The 21168-nt window shown below is 70.1% G+C and carries 20 protein-coding genes and 3 pseudogenes; 11 read left to right on the top strand and 12 right to left on the bottom strand.

The features are described 5' to 3' along the window. The first annotated feature begins 12 nt into the window (after positions 1-12). Positions 13-960 carry an AEC family transporter gene (locus PV721_RS21225; RefSeq protein ID WP_319726782.1) on the top strand — a complete coding sequence of 316 codons (948 nt, stop codon included), beginning with the start codon at positions 13-15 and terminating at the stop codon, positions 958-960. A gap of 82 nt (positions 961-1042) precedes the next feature. Further along, positions 1043-1327: pseudogene (locus tag PV721_RS43790) on the top strand (hypothetical protein); the annotation flags it as partial. Positions 1328-2002: 675 nt separating this feature from the next. Here PV721_RS43790 and PV721_RS21220 read toward each other — a convergent pair. After that, the gene (locus PV721_RS21220; protein WP_319726779.1) at positions 2003-2344 is read right to left on the bottom strand and encodes a HopJ type III effector protein; all 342 of its coding nucleotides are present in this window, start codon (positions 2342-2344) and stop codon (positions 2003-2005) included. Between the two features lie 777 nt (positions 2345-3121). Here PV721_RS21220 and PV721_RS21215 point away from each other — a divergent pair. The 3 genes from PV721_RS21215 to PV721_RS21205 all read left to right on the top strand — a co-directional run bounded on the left by PV721_RS21215 (position 3122) and on the right by PV721_RS21205 (position 6479). Further along, complete coding sequence (locus PV721_RS21215; RefSeq protein WP_319726776.1) at positions 3122-3592, top strand: hypothetical protein; 471 nt, start codon at positions 3122-3124, stop codon at positions 3590-3592. A 56-nt stretch (positions 3593-3648) separates the two neighbouring features. Beyond that, positions 3649-5430, top strand: coding sequence for an NB-ARC domain-containing protein (locus PV721_RS21210; RefSeq protein WP_319726774.1), 1782 nt, complete (start codon positions 3649-3651; stop codon positions 5428-5430). 419 nt (positions 5431-5849) lie between these two features. After that, positions 5850-6479: a GNAT family protein gene (locus PV721_RS21205; protein ID WP_319726772.1), complete on the top strand. Its 630-nt coding sequence runs from the start codon at positions 5850-5852 to the stop codon at positions 6477-6479. Between the two features lie 256 nt (positions 6480-6735). Here PV721_RS21205 and PV721_RS21200 read toward each other — a convergent pair whose 3' ends face one another. Further along, entirely contained in the window at positions 6736-8763 is a 2028-nt protein-coding gene (locus tag PV721_RS21200; RefSeq protein ID WP_319726769.1) for an AAA family ATPase, read from the bottom strand. 575 nt (positions 8764-9338) lie between these two features. On the opposite strand from PV721_RS21200, the gene PV721_RS21195 reads away from it, so the two are divergent. Both PV721_RS21195 and PV721_RS21190 read left to right on the top strand, forming a co-directional pair. Then, entirely contained in the window at positions 9339-9608 is a 270-nt protein-coding gene (locus PV721_RS21195; RefSeq protein WP_319726767.1) for a hypothetical protein, read from the top strand. A gap of 280 nt (positions 9609-9888) precedes the next feature. Continuing rightward, entirely contained in the window at positions 9889-10878 is a 990-nt protein-coding gene (locus tag PV721_RS21190) for a GNAT family N-acetyltransferase (RefSeq protein WP_319726765.1), read from the top strand. A 739-nt stretch (positions 10879-11617) separates the two neighbouring features. Here PV721_RS21190 and PV721_RS21185 read toward each other — a convergent pair. Further along, positions 11618-12034: a CBS domain-containing protein gene (locus PV721_RS21185; protein WP_319726763.1), complete on the bottom strand. Its 417-nt coding sequence runs from the start codon at positions 12032-12034 to the stop codon at positions 11618-11620. Between the two features lie 491 nt (positions 12035-12525). Between PV721_RS21185 and PV721_RS21180 the strand changes: the two genes are divergently transcribed. Further along, the gene (locus tag PV721_RS21180) at positions 12526-12762 is read left to right on the top strand and encodes a hypothetical protein (RefSeq protein WP_319726761.1); all 237 of its coding nucleotides are present in this window, start codon (positions 12526-12528) and stop codon (positions 12760-12762) included. Between the two features lie 162 nt (positions 12763-12924). On the opposite strand, the gene PV721_RS21175 is transcribed toward PV721_RS21180, so the two are convergent. The 4 genes from PV721_RS21175 to PV721_RS21160 all read right to left on the bottom strand — a co-directional run bounded on the left by PV721_RS21175 (position 12925) and on the right by PV721_RS21160 (position 16004). After that, positions 12925-13947: an ATP-dependent DNA ligase gene (locus tag PV721_RS21175; RefSeq protein ID WP_319726759.1), complete on the bottom strand. Its 1023-nt coding sequence runs from the start codon at positions 13945-13947 to the stop codon at positions 12925-12927. Positions 13948-13969: 22 nt separating this feature from the next. Next, positions 13970-14383 carry a hypothetical protein gene (locus PV721_RS21170; protein ID WP_319726757.1) on the bottom strand — a complete coding sequence of 138 codons (414 nt, stop codon included), beginning with the start codon at positions 14381-14383 and terminating at the stop codon, positions 13970-13972. A gap of 2 nt (positions 14384-14385) precedes the next feature. Then, complete coding sequence (locus tag PV721_RS21165; RefSeq protein ID WP_319726798.1) at positions 14386-14871, bottom strand: Ku protein; 486 nt, start codon at positions 14869-14871, stop codon at positions 14386-14388. Positions 14872-15341: 470 nt separating this feature from the next. Further along, complete coding sequence (locus PV721_RS21160) at positions 15342-16004, bottom strand: hypothetical protein (RefSeq protein ID WP_319726755.1); 663 nt, start codon at positions 16002-16004, stop codon at positions 15342-15344. A 224-nt stretch (positions 16005-16228) separates the two neighbouring features. Here PV721_RS21160 and PV721_RS21155 point away from each other — a divergent pair, with 224 nt between their 5' ends. Next, positions 16229-16813: a hypothetical protein gene (locus PV721_RS21155; RefSeq protein WP_319726753.1), complete on the top strand. Its 585-nt coding sequence runs from the start codon at positions 16229-16231 to the stop codon at positions 16811-16813. Here PV721_RS21155 and PV721_RS21150 read toward each other — a convergent pair. Together PV721_RS21150 and PV721_RS21145 are read right to left on the bottom strand one after the other, a co-directional pair. After that, positions 16807-17336, bottom strand: a pseudogene (locus tag PV721_RS21150) (IS5 family transposase); the annotation flags it as partial. The gene PV721_RS21155 and the pseudogene PV721_RS21150 sit on opposite strands and share 7 nt — an antisense overlap. A 54-nt stretch (positions 17337-17390) precedes the next feature. Continuing rightward, positions 17391-17642: pseudogene (locus PV721_RS21145) on the bottom strand (DNA-binding response regulator); the annotation flags it as partial. Positions 17643-17852: 210 nt separating this feature from the next. On the opposite strand from PV721_RS21145, the gene PV721_RS21140 reads away from it, so the two are divergent. After that, positions 17853-18293, top strand: a complete 441-nt coding sequence (locus tag PV721_RS21140; RefSeq protein WP_319726750.1) for a hypothetical protein — start codon at positions 17853-17855, stop codon at positions 18291-18293. Positions 18294-18371: 78 nt separating this feature from the next. Here PV721_RS21140 and PV721_RS21135 read toward each other — a convergent pair whose 3' ends face one another. Together PV721_RS21135 and PV721_RS21130 are read right to left on the bottom strand one after the other, a co-directional pair. Then, complete coding sequence (locus tag PV721_RS21135) at positions 18372-18563, bottom strand: hypothetical protein (protein WP_319726748.1); 192 nt, start codon at positions 18561-18563, stop codon at positions 18372-18374. A 322-nt stretch (positions 18564-18885) separates the two neighbouring features. Then, positions 18886-19617 (bottom strand): alpha/beta hydrolase, encoded by a 732-nt coding sequence (locus PV721_RS21130; protein ID WP_319726746.1) that lies wholly within the window; start codon positions 19615-19617, stop codon positions 18886-18888. Positions 19618-19956: 339 nt separating this feature from the next. Between PV721_RS21130 and PV721_RS21125 the strand changes: the two genes are divergently transcribed. Continuing rightward, positions 19957-20349, top strand: a complete 393-nt coding sequence (locus PV721_RS21125) for a hypothetical protein (RefSeq protein WP_319726744.1) — start codon at positions 19957-19959, stop codon at positions 20347-20349. On the opposite strand, the gene PV721_RS21120 is transcribed toward PV721_RS21125, so the two are convergent. Continuing rightward, the coding region (locus tag PV721_RS21120) for a trypsin-like peptidase domain-containing protein (RefSeq protein ID WP_319726742.1) at positions 20303-21168 on the bottom strand (866 nt) is incomplete at its 5' end. The two genes, PV721_RS21125 and PV721_RS21120, sit on opposite strands and share 47 nt — an antisense overlap.

Raw genomic sequence — 21168 nt, 5'->3', positions numbered from 1 at the left:
GGGAAGACGGGCATGGGTGGGGCAGCCGCGCTGGAGAAGCTGGTGCCGGTGCTGCTGGCCTTCGGCGGCGGGGTGGTGCTCGCGCGCCGCAGGATCGTCCCGGCCGAGGCCTCGAAGGTCTTCTCCGACTACGCCTTCCTCTTCGCCGTCCCCTGCTACCTCTTCGGCAACATCTACGCCAGCGACCTCGCGGCCCTCTTCAACTGGCGGGCGATCGGCGGCTACGCCGGTTCGGCGGCCCTCGCGGTCGCGGCGGTCGCCGTGGTGGCCGTCGTCCACGGCATCCGGGAGCCCCGCGTCGTGGCGCTGCGCGTGATGGCGGGGGTCCAGGTCAACACTGCCTACTTCGCCGTCCCCGTCTTCATCACCGTGTTCGGGACGGCGGCGCCGATCTTCCCGATCCTGCTGTTCCAGGTCTGCGTACTGTCGCTGGTCGTCATCGCCCTCATGGAACTGGGCCGCGCGGGCCCTGCCGCGGGTGGCCCGGCCCGGCGCCTCGCGCGCGCCGTCGGTGCCTCGCTCACCACTCCGGTGGTCCTCGCATGCAACGCGGGGATCCTGCTCAACCTCCTCTCGGTGAAGGTGCCGGGGGTCGTCCTGGACGGCGCCGCCTTCGTCGGCGACAGCGCCTCGCCGGTCGCCCTGTTCGCCCTCGGCCTCCACCTCGGCGGCCTCGGCCTGAACCTGCGGGGCACCACGCGCGAGGAGATGGCCCTCGTAGGCTTCAAGTGCCTGGCGTTCCCGCTGCTGACGTGGGCGGTGTGCGGGATGCTCTTCGGCGTCCGGGGCGAGTGGCTGGCGTACCTCGTCCTGATCGCGGCGATGCCGACCCCGCAGAACCTCTTCATTTTCGCCCAGCGCTACGACGTGGGCGTCGACCTCTCCGCGTCGCTGGTGATCAAGAGTTCGCTCGTGTCGCTCCTGCTGCTGCCCTTGTGGCTGCAGACCGTTGCGGCATAAACGCATCCTCGATACGCGCAGCGCCGTCACCCTCGGACTGCTCGCCGCCTGGACCGGGTACGACCTCGAAGAAGCGGCCACCGTGGCGCGCTGGACCCGCACCCGGGCCCCGGTGCTGCGCAGGCGCCGCCCCCGCGTCCCCGACCGGGTCTGGCGGAGCATGGAAGCCGTGGACGGACGCGAGTTCGCCACCGCAGTCGGCCCCATGGCCCTCGTCGTCGCGGCCGCCTCCGCCGACGGCTCCCGCACCGGCGGGCGCTCGGCCTTCTGCCAAGCCTCCCTGAACGGCCTCGGCCTGAACGGCCTCGGCCTGAACGGCCTCGGCCTGAACGGCCTCGGCCTGAACGGCCTCGGCCTGAACGGCCTCGGCCACCGAGCGCAGGCTGCCGCGACCCGCGGCTACACGCCCGGCGTGGTCACCTCGCCGCCGGCGGCTTCCCAACCTGGCTCCCGCACGTACCGACAAAGCCGAACTTCCGCTCGCCGACGGCACCGTCGGTCCAGGCGCTCTTCACCTCGGGAGACCCGGGCCGGAAGGCCACGGTCACTTGGGGCGCCGCGACGCGCTCCGAATCCGGGTTCACGCCCGGTCGAGGTCACGACGCCTCCGGCCACGTCGGCACGTGGACGGCCTCGTGTACACCCTCGAGGACGGGCACGGTCTCGGAGTCGGTCTCTTCCGTCGCGTGGCGAGAGGGAGACCGGCGGTCCGCCCGGTCGACGTGCGAAGGTCCCGGGCGGACTCCGCTCTCCATCCCGCTGCTCGCTCGCCGCAGGGGCCGGGACCACGGCCGCGACCGGACCTGAACGGCGCAGCATTCGGACCGCTGACTCGGGGCCCGTCATCGCCGGCCTGACCCTGTCCTGGAACTCAGGCGTCATCGAAGGACATGTCAAGAGGATCAAGATGCTCAAGCGCCAGATGTTCGGTCGCGCAGGCTTTGCCCTCCTGCGAAAACGGTCTCAGCGTGGCTGCACCACGGAAGCTGAGCCGGAACCCCTGAAAGCGAACGAAGCCAGGCGCTTGGCCGAATTTCGCTGCTCAGCTCTTGCGGGCCAACGGCTGCCCGGCGAAGTTCACCCCTGCCAGGCCATGGGCCATGAGGTTGCGAATGTTGCCGTGATCAGTGTCGTTCGGCGTCGCCAGCACACTGCGATAGTGCTCACCGAATGCCAGCAGCGCCTCTTGGTCGCTCAGCCCTTCCATCAGGGCCAGTCCCAGCGTCTTGCAGGAACCCTCGTTCTCACCTGCGGCATTTTCCAGTTCCCCGTTGCGGAACGCCTGCGGCTGATACGTGTAATGCGCGGCGACGAAGGCCAGGGTGTCGGCGAACTCGTGCTCACCTGACGCAAGGCTTGCCCGCAGCGAGTTCAGATCAGTCATGGTGGTTCCCCTGGGTTGAACAGACGATCCTCTTGCCGTCCGTGACCGGAGGACAGTACCCCCCTTGAGGGCAGCCGGTAGAAATCGGGCCACATGATGGAACGAGCGACACCTCCGCAGGTCACGATGTGCGACTGTGCGACTGTGCGACCCGCCGAGAGCCGGTTTCGGCCCGGGCGACCGGCCGTGACGACGGTGCTGATCAGCAGGCTGTCCCCGTTCCCGCCCTGTGCCGCAGGGCGGCTTGGTTGCGTGCCGCGGCAAGGCGGGGTCGGGCAGTGGCGTGGTCAGTGCGGGGCAGGATCATGACCCTCAACCGAAAGCAGTGCCCTGCTCTCTCCTGCTGCCTACGTGCAGGCCGTGACCACGCCTTGGCGGCGTCGGCCGCGTACTACGGCGACGGGACACCCCGCTCGGTGACGACGAGCACGACGGGCTGCTGCGCGCCATCGCGGCCTACGAGGGGGCCCACCCGGACGAGGTGCTTGCCGAGTCGCCGACCGGGAAGGTGGCGGGCCGCGCTGTGCAGGGTGACGTGCCGCACTCCCTGCCGATGCTGGGTCGCCCGGTGACGAGGCTCAGGCGGTGCTGCATGCCGGCTTCGGCCTGACGTGGGCCCCTGCGAGCCGCTCTGCGGCTGCGGTCCCGCGCGGCAGGCACCCGGTAAGAATGTTCGTGGGCAAAAGGGCTGCGCACCACATCGGCTGGCACTACCGTCGCCCACGGCCCCAGATGGGCCGTGGGCGACGGTGAGCTGGTGAGACAGGGGTTGGTGAAATGCTGGCGGAATCGTTGACTGCGTTGGCCGCGGCGGGGGGTGCCGCGGTGGTGCAGGCCGCGACGACGGATGCGTGGACGGGGCTCCGGGGCCGGGTCGCGCGATGGTTCGGGCGCGGCGACGACCGGCGGGTGCAGGTGCAGCTGGAGCGGCTGGACCGCACCGCGGCCGAACTGACCGCGAGCGGCGGGGCCGAGCGGGAGCAGGAACTCCAAGAGAGGGCGTGGCGGACCCGTTTCGAGGATCTGCTGGAGGGTCTGGACGATACGGAGCGGGAGGAGGCGGCTGCCGAGCTGCGTGCACTGCTGGAGGAGAGTGCGCGTGCAGGCGGGGCTGCGGCTGGGGTCGGCGCGGTGGCCGCGGGGCGGGACCTCAGTGTGAAGGCCGAGGGCGGATCGATCGCGGCCGCCGTCGTGCAGGGAGGGGCACACATCGGCCACCCTCCGATGCCGGATCCGTCCCAGGGCTGAGCGGACCGGCATTCCCAAGCCTTCCCGACATCGCGCCGTCGGCCGAGGGCGTGCACGTGCACGCCGTACAGGGCAGCCTCGCGGCGTACCGCGTTGACCATGTCACCTATCAGGCCGCTCCCCGCGGTGCCATCTCGTGGCCGCACCAGGTCGGCTTGATTCCCCGGCGGGCTACTGCGTTCCAGGACCGCGCCGAGGCGGTGCGGCTGCGGGGCTCTGGGGCGAGCGCGGGTACGACGGCGCAGGTTCTGGCCGGGATGGGCGGGGTCGGCAAGACCCAGCTGGCCGCCGACCACGCCCGCCACGCATGGGAGAACGGGAAAGTCGACCTGCTGGTCTGGGTGACGGCGGCGAGCCGCCAGGCCGTCGTCGACGCCTACGCCCAGGCCGCCGCCGACATCCTGCACGCGGACCCGTCCGATCCGGAGCGGGCCGCGAGGGCGTTCCTGGCGTGGCTGGAACCCAAATCCACCCAGCAAGCGCCACGCTGGCTGATCGTCCTGGACGACGTGGCCGACCCGGGGGACCTGCGCGGCCTGTGGCCGCCCGCCCACGCCCTCGGCCGGACCCTGATCACCACCCGCCGCCGCGATGCCGCCCTGACCGCACACGGCCGGCCGGTCCCGGTGGGCCTGTTCACCCCGGCCGAGGCCATCGCCTACCTCCAGCAGGCCCTGGCTGCGCACGGTGGCCGGGGAAGCACCACAGAGGCTCTCGCCGACCTTGCCGAGGATCTCGGACATCTGCCGCTCGCACTGTCCCAGGCCGCCGCCTACCTCGTCGACACCCACCTTGACGCAGCCGACTACCGCACTCGTCTCGCCGACCGAGCACGGCAGCTGGCCGACCTGCTCCCTGAGCCTGGGACCTTGCCCGACGACCAGCCGACCACCGTGGCTGCGGCCTGGCTTTTGTCGCTGGAGCGCGCGGACCAGCTCCGCCCCGCGGGTCTGGCCCGTCCCATGCTCCAGCTCGTAGCCATGCTTGACCCCAATGGCATCCCCCACGAGGTCCTGACCAGCGCACCGGCCCTCGCTCACCTCACGGCCCACCGGGCCACCCAGGCCGGTGACAGCTGCGCCCAAGAATCCCCTGCGGTCTCCGCCGAGGAGGCGACCGGCGCGTTGAGGGCCCTGCACCGCCTGAGCCTGGTCGACCACACACCCGAGGCTCCTCACCAGGGTGTGCGTGTCCACCAGCTCGTCCAGCGCTCCATGCTCGACTCGCTCGCCCCTGACCGTCGTGACCAACTCGCGCGCACCGCCGGCGACGCCCTGACCGCCGTCTGGCCTGAGATCGAACGTGAACCCGTCCTTGCCCAAGCCCTGCGCGCCAACACCGAGACCCTCGCGGGCCACGCCGGGTACGCCCTGTACCGGCCACACGTGCATGCAGTGCTGTACCGGAAGGGCAACAGCCTCGGCGACACCGGCCAGGTCACCGCCGCCCGGAACCACTACCACCGCCTCGCCGCCACCACCGGCCACCAACTCGGCCCGGACCACCCCGACACGCTATTGGCCCGCGGCCGCTTCGCCTGGTGGCGCGGCGAGGCCGGAGACGCGGCTGGCGCCGTGGCGACCCTCACCGACCTGATAGCTGATCTGCTACGCGTGCTGGGCCCGGACCACCCCGATACCCTGATGACCCGGGGCCGCCTTGCCCGGTGGCAGGCCGAGGCCGGAGACGCGGTCGGCGCCGTGGCCACCCTCACCGACCTGGTGGACGACTATCTGCGGCTGCTCGGCCCGGACCACCCCGCCACCTTGGCCACCTGTCAAGCCCTCGCCCTTCAGCAGGGCGGGGCGGGCAAAGGAGGCGACTTCGGTGTCCGGTGAACGATCGTTCGCGCGAGGTTTGCAGGTCGGCCTGAGACTCCCCGACCCGACGGTGTCCCAACCGGAGGACATTTCCGGGCACGGCCGCGGTGTTCGCCGGACCACCGGCCCACCAGCTCCGCCGCGTACATGCCTTCTGCCGGGTCCGCGGAGGTCGGCTCGAACCGCCGCTGCTTCCCGGCCGGGCCGTGCCAAGTGACGACCGTCCTGGCGGACCCAACGCTGGGCAGCAGAACGGGCCCGTCGGCCGCGCGGGCGCCCACCAGGAGGTGACGGTCCCCAGCCTGTCCCGGGCCCGCACCGCCGGGGCGCTCTGGCCCTTCGTAATTCATGCGACATGGGGCGATGGCTCTGGAACCCTGCGGTCCAGGCCTGAGGTCTAGAGCGAACAATCTGTGCTGACGCTGGAGTGGTGATCAATGAAGTTCGCGCTTGAGGGACCGGTTCTGGAGGGCACACTTGTGCGCCTGGAGCCGCTGGGTCACCGCCATGCGGGGGACTTGGCTGCGGCGGCGGAGGAGGACCGCAGCTCGTACGGGTTCACGTGGGTGCCTACGGCGGCCGAGGTCGAGGGATACATCGACGCTCAGCTCGCCCGCGCTGCTGCCGGGAAGCTGGCCCCGTACGCGCAGGTGGAGCGTGGATCGGGGCGGGCGGTAGGGGCCACGGCCTACTGGGATCCGCGGCTGTGGCCGACGGGAGAGGGTCTGTGCGCGATCGAGGTCGGTTACACCTGGCTTGCCGCGTCGGCTCAGGGCACTGGGATCAACACCGAGGCCAAGTACTTGTTGTTCGGGCACGCGTTCGAGAACTGGGGAGTAGCACGTCTCGACTTGAAGACGGACGCGCGGAACAGCCGTTGTCGGGCTGCGATCGAAGGGGTGGGCGCCCGTTTCGAAGGCGTGCTGCGGAACTGGTCCCGGTCGTGGGCTCCGGGCGAGGGCGGTCTCCTCCGTGACTCAGCGATCTTTTCGATCACCGCATCGGAGTGGCCGGACAGCCGGGCCAGGCTTGAACAGCGAATCGCTCAGAGACTCGAACGCAGGTGACTGGGTGGTAGCGGCCAGCTCTCGGGTAACCGGTCACCAGCTGACGGTCGTGATCCGGGCCGCCGCACGCGGACGGCCGGTGCCCGCCCGAGCGGGCACCGGCCCCCAGCTGCACCCGCGGATGGCCGCCTGCGTCGTGCCCTACCTGTGATGCCGGGTGCGGCCACGAGCGGTGAGGCGGCGAGGCCCCGTGCGCGCGGGCCGGTGTCTGTACCGCGCCGGGTGCGCCCGCGGCGACGACGCGGGCGCCGAGTCGTCAGGCGGGCTGGACGGTGATCGTGCAGAGGCGCTTGGTGGCCCGGGTCAGGGCTACGTACAAGTCCCTTTCCCCACCGGGGCGGGCCGTGATGATTTCCTCGGGGTCCATGACGACGACCCCGTCGAATTCCAGGCCGCGTGCTTCGGACGCCGGCACGATGCGTGCGTGGTGAGCGATGCCCTGGGCCGTCAGCTCGCTCACCCTGGTGTCCGCGCAGATCACTCCCAGCAGCTCGCCCGGGCGCGCGGTGCTCTGGGCGCGGAGCTCCTGAACGACGGCGGTGACCAACCCGTCCGGAGGAGTGGTCACGGTGCGAGGGCTCTCACCGCTTCGCAGTGACCGTGTGGGCTTCTGGTCCGGAGCGATCTGCGTGAGCAGGTCCCGGACGCTCTCCAAGATCTCCTGCGTGGTCCGGTAGCTGACGGTCAGGTTGTGCACTGTGAACCGCGGTCCGACGTGGGGGCTCAGCGCTTCCTTCCAGTCGCGTGCTGTCGCGACCGGGCCTGCCTGGGCGAAGTCACCCACCAGCGTCATCGCCCTTGCCGGGCAGCGGCGGACGATCATGCGCCACTGCATGGCGGTCAGTTCCTGCGCCTCGTCGACGACGACGTGCCCGTACGTCCGCTCGCGGGGGCCGTCGACCAGGCTCGCCGCCTCGTCCAGCAACGGCACATCGGCATCGGTCCACGGGTCGTCCGGACCGCGCAGCAGAAGGGACCGCTCCTGCGCGGTCAGGCGGGGCAGGCGCTCGGCGAGAGCGTCGGCGTCCGTCAGGAGCGCCTTCACGAGGTCACCGGGTACCAGCCGCGGCCACAACACCTCGACCGCTCGGTCGAAGCCGGCGTCGTCGAGGAGATCGGCTCGGATGGCGTCCAGGTCCAGCTCGTGGACCGGACCCGAGTCGGCCGCACCTTCGGCACGGCGCTGGGCGGCTCCCGTGAACCGGTCGAGGTTGATGCCCGTCATCCTTTCGGCCTCGGCGTCGATCTGTTCCAGGAGGTCGCCCATGTCTCGTTGCATGGCGTCGGTGACGGCATCGACCAAGAGCTCTTTGAACACCTGGCGCGCGGGGTTGTGCCCCGGTGCGGCTGCCACGGCGGCGTCGCGTGCCGTGGCGACTTCCTCGCCGGACAGGTGAACCAGTTCCTGTCCGACCCGCACGGTGAAGTCACCGGCGGGGGCTTGGTGGACGCGCAGCAGGCCGGCCAAGGCGTCGGCGAAGTCGAAGCTGCCCTTGAGACGCGCCGTATCGAACGGGTCCACCGTGTCCGTGGACACTCCGGCCAGTTCCCGGCAGGTCGCCAGAACGACGTCGTTCTCTCCGAGCGAGGGAAGGACCTGGGAGATGTAGTCGAGGAACCGGGCGTTCGGGCCCACCACCAGGACGCCCTCCTCCGCGGCGCGCGGGAACGCGTACAGGACGTAGGCCGCCCGGTGCAGGGCGACCACCGTCTTGCCGGTGCCGGGCCCACCCTGCACCACGGTCACCCCGCGGTGGGCGGAGCGGACGATCTCGTCCTGCTCGGCCTGCAGCGTCGCGACGGCCGCGTGCATCCTGCCCGTACGCCGTGCCGACAGAGCCTCGGTCAGCGGGCCGTCCCCCACGACGTCCTCGTCGGTCGGGACGGTCCCGTCCAGCAGTTCGTCGCTCACGGAGATGACCGTGCGCTCCTCGAGGCGCAGGTGCCGGCGCCGCCGCAGGCCCATCGGGTGGACCGGCGTCGCCTCGTAGAAGGGCCGCGCCGCGTTCGCGCGCCAGTCCACGAGCAGAGGCAGATCATCCTCCTCCGTATGCAGCCCGATCCGCCCGATGCGCAGGGCCGTGCCGTCCGTCCAGTCGATGCGCCCGAAGACCAGCCCGCTTTCGGCGCCCTCAAGCCGGCCGATTTCCTTGGCCAGACGCTCGGCGGCGATTTCTCTCTCGTATGCCTCACCGGCGCTTTCCGCCGGGGCCTTCAGCACACTCGCTCGGTGTACTCGAGCCTCGAAAATCCGCTCGGTGAGCAACTCGTATAAGGAGGACACATAATCCCGCTCAGATTCAACCGCACGCACAGCGGGATCATTCACTTTCGACAACAGGGGGCTCCTTCGATTCGAGCCACACCATACGGTCAAAGCTCCTTAAAGGTAAGTCTTGACTTACTTGGTAAGTCGTGGCCTTACGGCTGAATCCATGACGGCTGACCGTATGGCGTATCGTGCATTCCGCCGTTCCATATATCGCTTAGTGCGATCCCGATGCCTGCCTGCCTTATGGCGAGCCCGTCCTTGGATGCCGGTGATGGTTTGCCGCGCTCGGGAAAGGGGGGAAGAGCCGACGAGGTGACCGGCGCCATCGAGCTCACTGCCGGGGGCATCTGGTCGTTCGCTTCGTCCGGCGACCCGACCGAGGAGACGAGCACAGAATGGGTTAGGCCCCTTGACCGGTCCACCACTGCCCGGGCGTGCCGTCGGCCCGATCTCAGGACCGCAGCACCACGCCGCCGTCCTCGCGGCCGATCCAGAGAACGGATCGGTGAACTCTCACCCCGTTCGCCGCCGCGACGCCCGGCGGCAGGCCCGTCCGTGCCCGGACCAACCGACCCGGCCCCGCCCCAATGGTGTCGACCGACCAGCAGTCGACCGACCGCCAGAACCTGGTGCTGGACGAGGCCGGGATCGAGGCCCCGGTTGTCTTCGAGGGGCAGGCTGAGACCTCCAGCCGCCTTCACCCGCTGGAGCGGCCGAAGTTCGGCGAGCTGCTCGCGTCCGCGCCGTCGAGCCGGCGGCCGCCCGGCCCGACGACGCTACCGAGCAGTCCGCAGCCGCCCCTGAAACTCGCAGGCCTTGTGGTAACGGAGGCGACCGCCGTTCTCTGGGGGTCCTGATGTGTGGCGTGGCGTACCGCAGCCCTCTCTCGGTGAGGAGGTCGGCATGGCTCTCCGGAGGTGTTGACGTGCAAGCAGCACGGGCAGCCAGGCAGCCAATCGCGAATTCACCCGAGCACTTAACCGACCCGGGTGATCGGTGGCGGCGTCCTGCGCTCACGGGCGGGGAGGCACGGCAATCGGGCTCGGTCACCCGGCCTCCGCTGTCGGCGGATCTTTCGCATCGCCATGCGGTGCTGCTCGTGGTGTGATGAAACGGGGGTCCCATAAGGAGAGAGCGATGGCCTCACCTGCAGCGGAGCGGAAGACCGTAGCGGGCCCGGTGTCGGTCCGCCCGTTGGCCGAGGCGGACCTGGATCAGGCCGATGAGATCTTCCGGGTCGCCTTCGGGACGTTCCTCGGGGTCCCCGAGCCGAAGACGTTCTTCGAGACCGCCGATTACGTCCGCACACGCTGGGCGGCCGATCCGCAAGCGGCCTTCGCAGCGACGATCGAGGGTGAACTGGCCGGATCGAACTTCGCCGCCAACTGGGGCAGCGTCGGGTACTTCGGACCGTTGACCGTGCGTCCGGACCTGTGGGACCAGGGCGTCGGCAAGCGCCTCATGGATCCGGTCATGGACTGCTTCGACACCTGGGGGAACCGCCACCTGGGCCTGTTCACCTTCTCGCACAGTCCCAAGCACCTTGAGCTCTACCGCAGGTACGGTTTCTGGCCCCGATTCCTCACGGCCATCATGAAGAAGCAAGTCGCGGGCAGCTCGGGCAGCTCCGCGTTCCCCGGCCGGGTGATGTACAGCGAGCTGCCTGCCGCCGAGCAGCCCGCCTGCCTCAGTGCCTGTCGCGCGCTGACCGGGGCCGTGTACGAGGGCCTGGACCTGGAACGCGAGATCGTCGCCGTGCACACGCAGGGGCTCGGTGACACCATCCTGCTCCAGGGCGGCGGCTCCGACCTCGATGGTCTGGCCGTCTGCCACTGCGGAGCCGGATCGGAGGCCGGCGAGGACGTGTGCTTCGTCAAATTCGGCACCGTACGCCCTGGCCCGGAGGCCGCCGACCACTTCGAGCGACTGCTCGACGCATGTGAGCAACTGGCCGCCGAGCGCGGGCTGAGTCAGCTGGACGCCGGGATGAACCTGGGCCGCCCGGATGCCTATCGGCGCCTGATCGACCGTGGTTTCCGCACTGGGTTGCAGGGCGTCACGATGCACCGGCCCAACGAGCCCGGCTACAGCCACCCCGACGCCTATGTGATCGACGACTGGCGCTGAGACCAACCGTCTGGCCACCAGGCTTCACCTTTTGCCGCCGCATCACCGAAGGAAGCCGGCGGGAAGAAGACCACCGCCGCTACGAAGAACACGGCCGATGCCACCGCGAAGAAGACCGCGGCCGAGAAGACGACCAAGTGGGCCTCCGACTGAAACCACCCCGCGCCACACCTGTTGCGTGGCAGAGGTTCTCCAACTGGGCGGACCTCCAGCCGGACGGTTCGCCCCGCCTGCACTTGATGAACAGGTCGTCGGATCCCATCTCCTACGTCCAAATGTTCTTCGCCGTGGAGCTAACCGACACCACTGAGGGACACGGGGACCGGCGGAGGGTCTCATTCGCCGTGATTATGCCGAGCATGCCCCTGTGCTCTGAAATGACATTCACACCAAACGGCAGGAGATATAAGATCAGCCTAAGGCTCTATCCCCGAGCGCAGGTCGCACCGCCCGCCCGCCGGTTGGTCTTGGCCCCCTTGGTCCGGTTGAGGACCCAGCGGCCCGGCTCGACCGCACCCCGCTTGGCGCGGGTCCGCAGCACGGGCCACCGGTTGGGATTCTTGATCGCCCGTGGACGGGTCGCGGCCGTCGGCGCCGCCCGGTACGACCGGATCGCGGCCCGTGACGTACTCGTCCGCAGGCAGCCCGACCTTGCCGGCGGCCTCCGCCGGAGCGGCCGCCGCCGGGCCGAAGCCATGCCGACACCCCCTCTGCCGTATGCGTTCAGGACGCGGGCTGGTCAGCTCTGCGAGATCGTCTGGAGCAGGTCGCCGACCTTCGCGTCCGGCAGCGCGCGGGCGACGTCGGCCAGCGCGACGATGCCGACCAGCGTGTGCCCGTCGATGACGGGCAGCCGGCGAACCTGGTGCTCGCTCATGGTGCGCAGGATCTCTGCGGCGTCGTCGTCGGCGCCGATGGTCACGGCCTCGCCCTGGGCGAGGTCGCCCGCCTTCACCGAACCCGGGTCCTTGCCCGCGCCCAGGACCTTCACCACGATGTCCCGGTCGGTGAGCATGCCCTTGAGCTTCTCGTCCGTGCCGCAGATCGGCAGCGCGCCGACGCCCAGCTGGGTCATCTTCTTCGCGGCCTCAAGGACCGTCTCCTGGGCGCCGATGCACGTCGCGTCCGCCGTCATGATCTCGCGAGCCGTTGTCATCCGTCGTACTCCTTCGTCCTCGTCTGCACGGGTGCGGGCCAGCCCTCTCACGCGGACAGGCCACGGGACCTATGGGTGCCCCCTGCCCCGGACCGATAACGGCATTCGCCCCACAACCACCCCGGCGCCATGGCCTGCCCGCGCACTTCAGCGTGGCTCGCCCCGGCGCCGGGGACCGCGACGGCGGATGGAAGCCCGCAGGCACGGAAGCCTGCGGCGGCCGGCGGAGAACCATTGATCACTGTGGACATCCAGCAGTGCGGCCCCTCGGTCCTGGTCAGCGCCAGCGGGGAACTCGACGGGGGCGCGGGCGACACGCTCCGGCAAGCGCCGGCCGCTGTCACCGGCGATGAGCGGGAGCTCGGTGGACCTGCACGGTGGCGCGTTCATGGACGCCGACGGCCTGCTCCACCTCCTGGACGTGGGCCGGCGTGCGGAGCGCCTGAGCCTGAGGGTGCTGGTCACCGGCTGGCAGCCCCGATCAGCTGTGCATGGCCGAGGTCGCCGGCATCCCCGGGCCTGGCTCGGCCACCGGCGAGCGGTACGCCCTGGAGGGCTTCCGCCGGCTCATCGAGGAACGGGCCCAGCGCGCACGGGACAGCGAGGACTTCGCCGCCGGATGCTGCCCCGCGCCTCACGCGGTGGAGTGGCCGGGGCCCAGCACGGCGCGCCTTCTGTTTCCTCGCGTGCGCAGGACGCTCTGCCTGCTGTCCACGCCGATGCGGTGAGCCGAGGCTCGCCTCGCCTCTTCCGAAGCGCGGCAGGCATGTGACTCCGAGCGGGGGGTGAACTTAAGCTGGAGACGGCGGCCGGCTCTGTGAGCGGCCCCGGCCGTCGCCCGTGGGCACCTGTCTTTCCTCCCCCTCCGTGCAGGTGCTCACCCCAACCCTTCAGCCGGTGGCAGCGCTGGGACCGGCGCTGAACAGCGGCACCTCCTCCACGGTCACGTCCAGGCGCAGCCGTTTGAAGCGGACGGGGTGCCGGAAGACGCCGCCCCGGTCGACGGCGGTATCGGCGCTGATCTCCGCGACCAGTTCGGGGCGGACGAGGGTCACCTCCAGAACCTCGCGGCTGCCCCACGCCGAGGCGAAGCGCCGCCCTGACCACGGATGTCCGGTCCCGGCCGCGGTCACGTTCCCGCCGACCAGGCGCGCCGCTTCGGGGCGCAGGGGGGCGGTGCGGCCGACTGGCTGGAGGAGCCCGGTCTCATCGCGTCGGCCCAGGAGGAGCAGCTGGGGCCGGATCAGGGTCCCCGTAACGGCGCCGATGATCGCTTCGGTCGTGTCGCGGCGGCGGAGTTTGTACCAACCTCTGTGTCCTGGCAGGTAGGGCTGGTTCATGGCTTTGACCACGATGCCTTCGACCCCGGAGATCTCGGTCCAGGACTCCAGCCACTGCTGCGCCTTGATCAGGTCTGTCGTCATCGGGCAGAGCGTCCAGGGCGCCGAGAGCCGGTGCCCGGCGAACAGGGCTTCCAGCCGGAGGCGGCGTTGACGGTAGGGGTAGCTGATCAGCTCGCTTTCGTCCTGCTGCAGGATGTCGAAGGCGATGAAGAACGCGGGTAGCCGTGCGGCGAGCCTGCGCGCGCTGCGGGCGCTGGCAGCGGTGCGGCGCTGCAGTCCCTCGAAGTACAGCTGGTCCGCCTTCGTGTCCCAGACGACGAGCTCCCCGTCCAGCACGAGGCCGGCGGGCAGCTTGTCCGCCGCGGCGACCAGGTCCGGGAACCGGTCCTGGACCAGCGCCCCGCGCCGCGTCTGCAGCAGCAACCTGCCGTCCGGCTCGGTGGGGGTGAACAGCAGGGTCCGGTAGCCGTCAAACTTCTGCTCGAACGCCAGCTCGCCCAGCACTCCGGGGCCCGGCACCGACTCCACGGCCTGTGCCAGCATCGGCTCCACCGGCGGTCGCAACGCCACCCTGCATGCCTCCCTTTCGCGCTCATGTCCGGGATGAGGACAGTGCTTTCACGAGCTCATCGCGAGCCATATGCGAGCGGCCGGGAATGTCGGCGGCGGCCTTCTGGTAGAGGTCGGCCTTCGACAGGCCGCTCAGGTCTTCCTTCGGCGCGGATCCGCTTCTTCGCCGCAGGCCTCTTCTCGGTCGTCTTGCTGGAGGTGGTGGCCTTGTCGCCGGCGGGCTTGGGCTTCCGGCCCGCTGGACGCTGGCGCGCAGCGCCTCCTTGAGGTCGACCACGCCGGTCGGCTCGGACGCCGGCTCGGCCTGCTCGACGGTCTCGCCGGTCTCGCCGGCCTGCTTGGCCTCGATCATGGCGGCGGCCTTCTCCTGGAAGGTTTCGTGGAACTGCTCGGGGTCCCACTTCATTGTCAGGGCTTCGATGAGCTGCTCGGCCATGGTCAGCTCCTTGTCGGAGGTCTTCGCCTTGCCGGGGAGGGTCTCGATCTCCTTGTGGGGGTCTCGGATCTCGTCGGCCCAGTGCAGGGTGTGCAGGTCAGGAGGCCGTTCTCGGCCTTGAGGGCGACCAGGTGTTCGTTCTGGCGCATCACGAACGTGGCGATGCCCGCCTTGCCGGTCTTCGCGAGCGCCTGTTCGAGGAGGCTGTAGACCTTGCCGTACTCGGCGCCCCGCGGTCCCAGGTGGCAGGTCTTGTCGAAGAAGATCGGGCCCCCCTCCGCCAGGTCGACGAAGCCGGCGATCTCCAGCGAGCGGGAGCGGCCCGGCGCGATCTCGTCCAGTTCCTTCGGCTGCACGAGCACGTACTCCCCGCCTACGTCGTAGCCCTTGACGATGTCGGAGAGGTCGACCTCGTCGCCGGTCCGCTCGTTCACCCGTCGGTTGCGGATCCGGTCCCGGTCCCGGGTTGGAGCTGGTGGGAAGTGGATCGTGTGGCTGGAGGTGGCCGTGTAGAGGCCCCTACCGGGGGCCTGACCAGGCCGAATGACAGGTTCCGGCCCGTACGGGACGAGTCACGTCGCCACCTCATCCAGTCGCCCCCTCGCTCCAGCTGACGGCCGGGGCCCGGTTGTGGAGCGTTGTAGCCGGCCCGTCCGGCCAACTGCAACGCTATTCGACGCAGCCGTCGCTGGAGGCCTCGGGAATAGCTGAGCCGCCGCCTGTCGGGCATCTGGCCTGGCCAAGGGCGGCCGCTGCACGAGCGGCCTCCCGGACGCGACGTGAAGTGCTGATCAGGCGTTGGGGTCGTCGTGGGCAAGGTCGCTGCCCAGCTCCCGGGACGCCTCCGCCTTCGGGGAGCCGCACGGGAGCGCATGACCCCGCGGCCGACAGTGCCCTTGACCCCGGGAAGAGAAAAGAGGCCCGGCCCCGTGTCATGCGGGGCCGATCGCCGCCGTTCTCACCAAGGGCTCCGCACCCTGACGCCGAGGGCCCGGACGCGGTCCTGGGCCTGCGGGCCGAGCTTCAGCAGCAGGTCCTCGCCGACGACTCCGTCGCGCCGCCAGATGGTGCAGAGGGTCTCCAGACCCGCTTCGGCGACCTCCGGCTCCGCGTCGGCCGAGGTCTGCACCAGGGCTTCGACGACCGGCCTGCCCTGCAGTCCCGCGACCGCCCGTGCCATCCGGGCCCGCTGCTCCGCGGGGACGGCCGGGTCGGCGAGCGAGCGCAGCACGTCCGCCGTGTCGCGGGCGTCCTGGCAGGGCAGCACCCACACCAGGTACACGAGCTGCGCGCCGAGCACGATCAGGTACTGCAGTGGCACGAGCAGGGCCACGGGCAGCAGCAGGACCAGGGGCAGCACGATCAGCCAGCCGCCCCGGATCCGCGAGGGACCGCCGGTCGGCGGCTCGAACCGCCGACCGGCCAGCAGGACGAGTACGAACATGGTCACGACCGTCAGGAGCGGCACCACGATCATCCCCGCTCCCAGCCCCGCGCCGAACGACGCCCAGAAGGGATCGTCGCCCAGAACGGGCAGCACCAGGGCCGCGGCCACCCAGCCGAGAGCGGCGGTCATGACGTAGCGCAGTAGGCAGACCCACAGCCATCTTCCCGTACTCATGGCAGCTTCCTCATCTCAGCAGCTCTTCGTACAGATGCCATTGGTCCACGTCCGGTCGTCACGGTCCTTGTAGAAGAGGCCGTCGAGACCATCGGGGGCATCGTAGCCGCTGGTGTGGGCCATGCTGTCGTGGGCGACCACCGCGGCTTCTGAGGTACTGCACGACCTCCATGTCCGGGTACGCGTTGCCCGTGCGGCTCACGGACACGGAATCCTAGGTGGGCGTGACGTTCAGCCAGTTGTCGACCGATCCGACCCACATCGTCAGCACGCTCTTATCAGGAACCATGGCGCAGAGGCTCGCCGAAAAGGCGAAGTCAAAGGAGTTGGACCACTCCGAGCGGCAGCGTGCCGAGGAGCGGCAGTACGAGACGAAGCGTGCGGTGGAGGAGGCCGTTCGGACCTGCTACATCATGCTGAATACCGCTTCCCTCGAGTACCACTCTGAGCTGAACAACTTCTGTTACGCGCTCCGGGCCGACCACGTCACGGATGATCTGAGGTCGCGTCTGGACGACGCGCGGCGCGAGCACCGTACGAGCTACTCCGAGGCGCAGATGCGGGTCGCGTCAGCCGGCCGGCGGCACCCGGACGACGCGCTCACCGCCGCCGACGACGTCCACCGCAGGCTCAGCCGGATCTATGGGGTCCTCAAGCGTCTTGACGGTAGGATCCCGCCGCGTCGCGAGGGCGAGTCCCTGGAGCATGCGCACACTCAGATCGTGGAGCTCTGGGAGCAGCTGAGCGAGATGCGCCGCATCATGCGACGGAGCATTGGCGTTCCAGCCCGCGGCCTGAGAGATCAGTAACGGAGCCACAGGCGAATCGCGGCCAGAGTGGCCGCTCCATGGAAGACGTAGCCTCTCCCGTCATACCGAGTCGCGACGGCTCTGGAGCCTTTGAGCGCGTTGATGCACCGCTCAACCTCGTTCCTGCGGGTATACCGCGCGCGATCACAGCCAGTGGGACGGCCGCCTCGGCTCCCGAGCCGAAGCCGGTCGGCTCGCTGGTCCCGGCGCTCAGTAATCGTGTGCTGAATCTGCCGTCGCCGCAGATATCGGCGGTTCTGACGCGAGCTATATGCCTTGTCGCCACATACGTGGTCCGGCCTCGTACGCGGGTGACCACCAGCTGGACGCGGAACACGGATGCGATCCAAGACCGCGATCAACTGTGAAGCGTCACCCCACTGCCCCGGGGTGGTCAGAACGGCCAGCGGGCGACGGCTTCCGTACTCGTCAGATGAATCTTCGTCGTGAAGCCACCTCGTGAACGGTCAACCGCCTCATCAGACCGATGCTCGGCAAGCCGAGAACGACGCCCCGGCACGAAGCGCCGACGGCCTCGCTCGGCAGAAGAATGCCACCACACCCAGCTGCACTGATCGCGCGGGCTCAGCACCGGGCCGAGCGCGACGACGGCGATCTGCGGGCGCTCCCGCTCGATGCGCACGACGGGGTCGAACACGCCGGGCTCGGCGGGGGTCGCGGTACCCGGCAGGCAGACCTCGGGAGTGCGGCTGATCACGAGCTCGGCGGCCCCTGCCGGCGGTGCGGCCGCGGCCAGCACCCGGTGTCCGTGCAGCTTCAGGGCCGAGGCGAGCGCCTCGGCCGGCGGCCGGTGTCCGTCGACCACCATGACTCGTACGCCCTTCCGGCCCCCAACGCCGACCGCTGCTGACACGGCGAGCCACGCGCTTGTTCGGCGCTGTGTGCCGGTTGGCGGCGAGAACCCCACCACGGGGGGGCGAACAGCGCCCCGGGTGAGGCGAGTTGAGACACGGTCAGGCGAGATCAGATTCGAGCTAGAGTAGGCATTTTCAGCCAACACAGTTTCCCTGGGGGATCCTTGCGCCTCAAGAGCAGTCTCGTCGCCACCGCCGCGGCTCTGGCCACCGTCGTCATTCCGCTCATCGCCAGCCCCGCGGCCGCGGCGTCCGGCACCGAGGAAACGGTCTCGACCAACTCGTACTACGGGCGGATGGTCATCGGCTGGCGGATCAACCCCTACCGTCTCGACCCGATCCAGATCGTCGCCCAGGACCGCGCGTCCGACGGCTACGTCGTCGGCATCCGCCTCATCACCAACGGCGAAAGCGGCCACAAGGTCTGGAAGATGCGGACCGTGCCCAGCGGCCAGACGAGCGCCTCGTGGAGCACGTACTTGGAGGCCGGCTGGATCGACAACGCCTACTTCGAGGTCTGCAAGATCGGCGCCAGCAGCGGCGTGATCGCGAGCTGCGAGGCCTCGGGTGTGATGAACAACCCCTTCGACGACTCCTCCATGTAGGACGCACGGCGAGGGGGTGTCACCCGCATGCGGGTGACACCCCCTTTCGTCTGCCTCCGACCGTCGGCCCGTGGCCGGTCAGTCCGTCTTGAAGGAGACGATCCCGTTGGTCCGGTTGAATGCCGAGGACCCGGTGCTCTGGTGCTCCGCCGTCGGCAGGTAGACCAGGCCGTCGCCGACCTCGATCTCCGAGCAGGACTCGACGGCGAAGACGTCGCAGCTGGGGTCGTAGAGCCCCTTGGCGAGCGCGATCCGGGCCGTGCGGTTCACCGGTCTTGGCGTCGATCGGGAAGAGGTCGGTGACCTTCCCGGAGCCGCCCAGGTCGGTGGCGACGACGAGTGACCAGCTGGAGACGAGACTGGCGTGGGCCGGGCTCGCCGCACCGCGGATGACCGCGAGACCCGGGCCGCCCGCGTCGCCGCGGTCGCGGCAGCCGTTGGCGTCGATCTGCGGGACCTACAGGCTCTTTCCGTCACCGAGGTTCCAGGCCGCGCCGCCGTAGAGACCGCCCGCGGTGACCGTCCGGCCGCTCAGGGTGATCTCCTTGAACTCGCTCTTCTCGTCACCGCACGGGCCTGCTCGGGCGCGCGGTCAGCTGCGAGCAGGTAGTTGCAGGGCGAAGCGGCGGACGGCGTCGGTGAAGGCCTCTGGGTCGTCGAAGTTGGCGAGATGTCTTGCCCGCGGGATCAATTCGATGCGGGCGTCCGGATGCGCGCGGGCGAAGTCCGTCTCGCCGGACCGGAAGACGGTGTCCTTCTCGCCGTTCAGGATGAGTACGGGAGCCGACACATGGCGCATCGCATCCGCGTCGAAGCGGCCCAGCACCTCGCCCCAGGCGGCCGGCAGAGTGTGGAAGGCGTAGCCGGCGCGGATGGTGGAGTCCACCACTTCGGGAGAGTAGAGCCGACGTAGCAACCTGTCGTTCCAGCGGGTCAACCGGTCCGCCGATATGCGAGGGACAAGCCCGGCGATCCACCGATACGGCGTTGCCCACGGGCCACACGTCGAGGCGCTGGCCCCCGCAAGAACCAGCCCGCGCAGCTGCTCCGGGCAGCGTCGTGCGAACTCCAGCGAGGCGTATCCGCCGAGCGAGTGCCCGACGACCAGAGCCGGTCCGCGGTCGAGTGAGTCCACCGTAGAAGAGATGATCTCCGTCGCCGCGTTCAGACTCCAGGGATGAGCAGCGCGCGTTCCGTGGCCTGGCAGGTCAACGGCGGCTACCCGAAAGTCTTCCTGGAGAGCGGTGAGTTGTGGGCTCCATTGACCCGCGCTGAGTCGTGTCCCGTGTACGAAGACGATGGGTGGTGCATCCGCAGCCGTCATGAGTCCCCCAGATCCGCGTTCTCTCCGGACCGACTCTACTGGCGGGCATTCCACGCCGCTGAGACGGGGAAATGCTTGCCGGCGCTCGGACGGTTCAACTGAGATGGGTTCGGGGAGGACGCACCCCCGGTGCGCGGCCGGCCGCGCCGCGACGGGGTCCTGCGGCCCTGGCGCTCGCCGGGGCCGCCACCGTGGCCCGCCGGATCCTCCGGGCCACGACCGCGCGCCAGGCCGTTTCACGGGCGGGCCGACGCGCCGGGCGGGCCGATCCGCCGGGCACCGGCCGGCCCCGCGTGCATCCGGTCGTACCCCCGGGCGGGACCGGCTCGTTGATCCGGCATGGAACTGCCGACCATCGCGGCGCCGGGCGTCGGGGAACGGGCCGACGCCGTGGCCGATGCCGCCTGCCACCTCTACGACACCATCGCGCCCTGGGGCATCGGAGCACCCGGGGGGTGGAGCCGGACCGCGGCCGAGGACGCCGCCGAGGCGATCGAGACCACCGCCCACGCCCTCGCGTCCATCGACCCGGGGGCCGAGGTCGTCCTGGCGCCCGTCCACGCCGCCCTCGCCGACCTGCGCCGCCGGCTCGGCCTCGCCACCGCCGACGTGGCCACCGGCGACGGGCTCCCGGCGACGCCGCGCACGGTCGGGAACCCGCGCAGGACCCGCTGGGTGCGGGTGCTCACCGCGCCTTCGCCCCGGCAACCGCCTTCTCGTACAACTTCCTGATGTCCGTGCCGAAGTAGGAGCTGTAGGAGGTGTCCGCGGTGTCCCCGCCCGTCTTCCAGCCTCCGATGACCCCCACCACGTCACCGGTCCCCGTCTGCCCGTTGTAGCGGAGCAGGAACGGGCCGCCGCTGGTCCCGCCGGGGTAGCCGGTGCAGGCGATGCGCAGGAACGAGCCCGGGATCCGCGCGACCTTGCTGGTGAACTTCGTCGTCCGGTTCACGCACAGGCGCGGACGGGCGGCGGAGGACGGGTACCCGATGAGCGACACCTTCGCGTGTGCGTAACCGGCGCCCGTGACCAACCGGTTCCCGCCGACCACGTCCTGCACCGGGAAGCCGCGCGCGTCGGGCCCCACCTGGGCGAAGGCCACGTCGAGGGCGGCGGCGCGGTCGGGGCCCTGGGAGCGGTAGCGCGGGTCGATCCAGATCCTGGAGCGTCCGGCCGAGTCCCGGAGGACCGGGAACATGCCGTACGGCTGCGGCTTCGCCTTCGTGTACCGCGGTACGAAGGCCACCTGCTGGGTGTCCGAGCCGAGCAGGCAGTGCGCCGCGCTGAGCACGAGGTTGCGGCCGGGGGAGGTGACCACGCTCGCGGTGCAGAAGTAGGATCCGCCGCCCTTGACGAGGAACATGCGGCCGACGACCGGGATGCCGTCGAAGTTCTGTCCGATGCCGGGGTCGGTGGCCGGAACCCGGGGCACGACCGGACGCGCGGGGGCGGGAAGCAGAGACGGCTGCGGCGTCGGCTTGGGCGTCGGCTTCGAAACAGCTGTCGGTGTCGGTGTCGGAACGGGCAGCGGCAACAAGGTCGGGGTGGGTG

It is taken from the genome of Streptomyces sp. MB09-01, assembly GCF_033794505.1.
Classification (GTDB): Bacteria; Actinomycetota; Actinomycetes; order Streptomycetales; family Streptomycetaceae; genus Streptomyces.
Note: the sequence above shows the minus strand (reverse complement) of the source record. Positions and strands in the feature narration are given on the sequence as shown.